We start from the raw sequence: 3,329 nt of genomic DNA on the forward strand, positions 1-3,329 counted from the left end.
TAGTACCCCTTTAGGAATGCGGGCTCCTAGCTCGGCGAATTTGCGAGGGTCTTTCAAGAATTCGACGACCTCGACAAGTTCCTGCTTTTCTTCGTCCGCTCCGGCAACATCATTGAAGCGTACCTTTTTCTTATCATCATTATACAATTTCGCCTTACTTTTCCCGAAATTCATGACGCGGCCGCCGCCGCCGCCTTGAGCTTGGTTAAGTAAAAAGAAGAAGAGGATAAAAATGATTACAAATGGAATGATGGAAGTGAAAAATGTCACCCAGCCACTTGTCTTTTCTGGAGGCTCGACATTGATGATGTCTTTATCCAGCTTGTTTGCAGCGTCATTGATCCGGCTTTGCGAATATTCACTGAATGGCACGTAAGTCACGAAGTTCTTGTTATCATCATAACCTTTGAGCTTACCAGTGATTTCAAAGACACTGCTTTCGGGCTGCATCGTAAGTGATGTAACGTCCCCACTCTCCAAATGCTTATAGAATTCATCTTGGGTCATTTTTACGTTTGGTTCATTGTTATTATTAAAGATGCTTACAATCCCAATGATGACCAAAAAGATCAGTAAATAAAATATCGTATTACGGAAGATCCGATTCATCCCTTACCTCCTCCCACGGGTAAACAAACTATAGTAAATACTATCATACAAAATTAAAGAATTACAATAATTTAACACCGCTGTTTTAATCTGGTCTTTTCTTTCAAACAGGTACGATCAATTCGAGTAAATTTCAGGCTTCAATATGCCAATATACGGGAGATTGCGATATTTTTCGGCAAAATCCAGACCGTATCCGACAACGAATGCATCAGGAACGATAAATCCGGCATAATCGGGAGTGATATCCGCTTTCCGGCCTGTCGGTTTATCCAATAAGGTGACGATTTTAATCGATTTTGCTTTTCTATAGCGGAACAGTTCCGCAAGATAGCTAAGTGTTAAACCACTGTCGATAATATCTTCGATGATTAAGATGTCACGGCCTTCCACTGATGTATCTAGATCCTTGATGATTTTCACTTCACCGGAAGATACAGTTGAGTTACCATAGCTTGAAACATCCATGAAGTCCATTTCAAGATGTGTATCAACACGCTTCAGCAAGTCAGACATAAATGGCATCGCGCCTTTCAACACCCCGATGGCCAACGGGAACTTGCCTTGGTAATCAGCTTCTAGCTGTGCACCCAGTTCCTTGATTTTCGTTTGAAGTTCTTCCTCTGTGATTAACACTTTTTCAATGTCGTTTTGCATGGTCATTGTAATTGATTGCCCCCCATGAAGAATTAAGCTTTTTTATATTCTAAGTAGATTAAAGATGTTTCATCAGAAAACATTTCCGGCTCAACATCCGATTTCTTTAAACCGGGCAGCCAGATGGCCTTCCCCGCTTGATCGATGATGACCGGCCACACATTTCTTTCCTGCATCGGGATTTTTTCATTAATGAAAATATCCTTCAACTTTTTAGTGCCGCCCAATCCCTTGACTGCCATCCGTTCGCCATCCTTCCTTGTTCGGACGGTAAGCGGAAGCCGAACAGCGGATTCGGGAAGTATAAAAGAATGGTTTCCACTGACTACCGGAATTTCTTCTTTTATATAGTGCGCTTTAATCTTATATCCATTCGGAAGAATAGTCTCACCGGGAATTTGTAATATAAGGGAATATCCTTGGCTTTTTGGGCGAAAAAATCGAAAGGTGCAAGTTTGATATGATTTTTCCGCAATCAAGCCCTCCGGAAGATGCAATTCTGCAGATGGTTGAGGATTAAAAAACAAAACTAAAAGTTGATCAATATGTAATGCTGAAAGCGATGAAGGTCTCTCCAAATAAAGATAGTTTAATATTAGTTGAATCGCTCTTCTTTGTAAAGGTTTAGGCATCGCGAGGACCTCATCAATCTTAATAACCGCTTGATTTTCATCCTGCTTGATCCAAACCTCGGACATTTTACCTGAAACGAGGTTCTGCAAAAATGCCTCATCTTCATAAAGCTCTTCACTGAAACGCTGGAAGTGCTCATGAACTTTTCCATTTTCCTGCTTTAAAAACGGAAGGACTTCGTGCCTAAAGCGGTTCCTTACATAGGTATCTTGATCATTGCTCGGGTCGAACCTCGGTTCAATCCCATGAAGATCGGCATACTCCATGATTTGCGACTTCGTGATTTCAAGTAAAGGCCTGATCAGCTGGCCGGAGTGAAAGCGCCGCTTCATAGGGATGCCTGCCCGCGCCTTACCCGTCGCCCCCCTTGTTAAACGCATGAGCATCGTTTCGATTTGATCGTCTCCATGATGCCCCAGCACAAGTGTGTCGGCCTGGTGCTTATCCATCACTTCTTCATAGAAAGCAAAGCGTAACTTCCTTGACGTTATTTGGGAGCTTTCCCCTGTATGCTTCATCCCGGCAGGAACATCGATCCTTTTCCCTTCAAAGGCGATGCCCCATCTTGCGCATATTCGCTCGACATACCGATAATCCTCATATGATTCTTCACCACGGAACATATGGTCAACACTTGCAACGATCATCCCGTATTGAAAAAGCGGTTGGATTTCCTTCAGGATATGGAGAAGCACCATTGAGTCCGGTCCCCCGGAAACACCTATGACCAATTTCGTCTTTTCCTGGATCAATTCATTTCTATAGATAGTGTCGAGAATTTTTTCCTTTAACATACAATCTTCCTTCTTTATGGACAGGTAATAGTTAATACGGTTCAAAACATGAAATGGTACCAACTATTTCATGATATTCGTTAATTAACTATATCATAACAACTGTTCATATATGTAGAGAACATAGAGCATCGATATGATCGCAACAAGTAAAAAAGTCTCAAACAGTCCTCCCCGCTTCTTGTTGGAATGGTTTTGGGACCTTCTTGCCTGCCTTGTCGCAGGCTTGCTTGCCGCCGCCTGGACAGTCCCCGTTTTCTTCTGGTGGCTTTGCTTACTCAACACAGCAACTAAATCCTCCCTCATTTGAAGCGCTGAATCGTACTTCCCGTGCAGCGCTTTATCCAGCATTTTTCTATAGGGGAGAAGTTCCTTTTTCTGCTTAATCAAGTCATTTAGCTGACTATACCCCTCCCCTTTCTTATGGAAACGTCCCGGGTAGGCTGAATTGATGATGATCATCGCCACAGCGAACAAGTCATATTGCGGATCGGCCTTCCTCGAACCAAGCCCCCAGTAACCTCTATCAAAGAACTCCGTGAATTCCTTGACTGAACGGCCAATCAAGGTCGTTCCCCCTACATCGACGCAGCGCACCTTATAGGCGGGAGAAGTCACGATCAAATTCTCTGGCTT

Annotated in this window: 3 protein-coding genes and 1 pseudogene; all 4 read right to left on the reverse strand. The window is 43.1% G+C overall.

The window, feature by feature from the left end:
• The coding region (locus CVN76_RS06570) for an ATP-dependent metallopeptidase FtsH/Yme1/Tma family protein (protein WP_198512517.1) at positions 1-609 on the reverse strand (609 nt) is incomplete at its 3' end.
• A 117-nt stretch (positions 610-726) separates the two neighbouring features.
• The gene (gene hpt / locus CVN76_RS06575) at positions 727-1,266 is read right to left on the reverse strand and encodes a hypoxanthine phosphoribosyltransferase (protein WP_061144052.1); all 540 of its coding nucleotides are present in this window, start codon (positions 1,264-1,266) and stop codon (positions 727-729) included.
• Positions 1,267-1,298: 32 nt separating this feature from the next.
• Positions 1,299-2,693, reverse strand: a complete 1,395-nt coding sequence (gene tilS, locus CVN76_RS06580; protein WP_100530636.1) for a tRNA lysidine(34) synthetase TilS — start codon at positions 2,691-2,693, stop codon at positions 1,299-1,301.
• A gap of 93 nt (positions 2,694-2,786) precedes the next feature.
• A pseudogene (locus tag CVN76_RS06585) lies at positions 2,787-3,329 on the reverse strand (protein kinase family protein); the annotation flags it as partial.

The organism is Bacillus sp. mrc49, from assembly GCF_002803435.1.

Bases quoted from the DNA above. Each gene is read 5' to 3' on its own strand.
- hpt (WP_061144052.1), bottom strand. From the start codon at position 1,266: ATGCAAAACGACATTGAAAAAGTGTTAATCACAGAGGAAGAACTTCAA.
- tilS (WP_100530636.1), bottom strand. From the start codon at position 2,693: ATGTTAAAGGAAAAAATTCTCGACACTATCTATAGAAATGAATTGATC.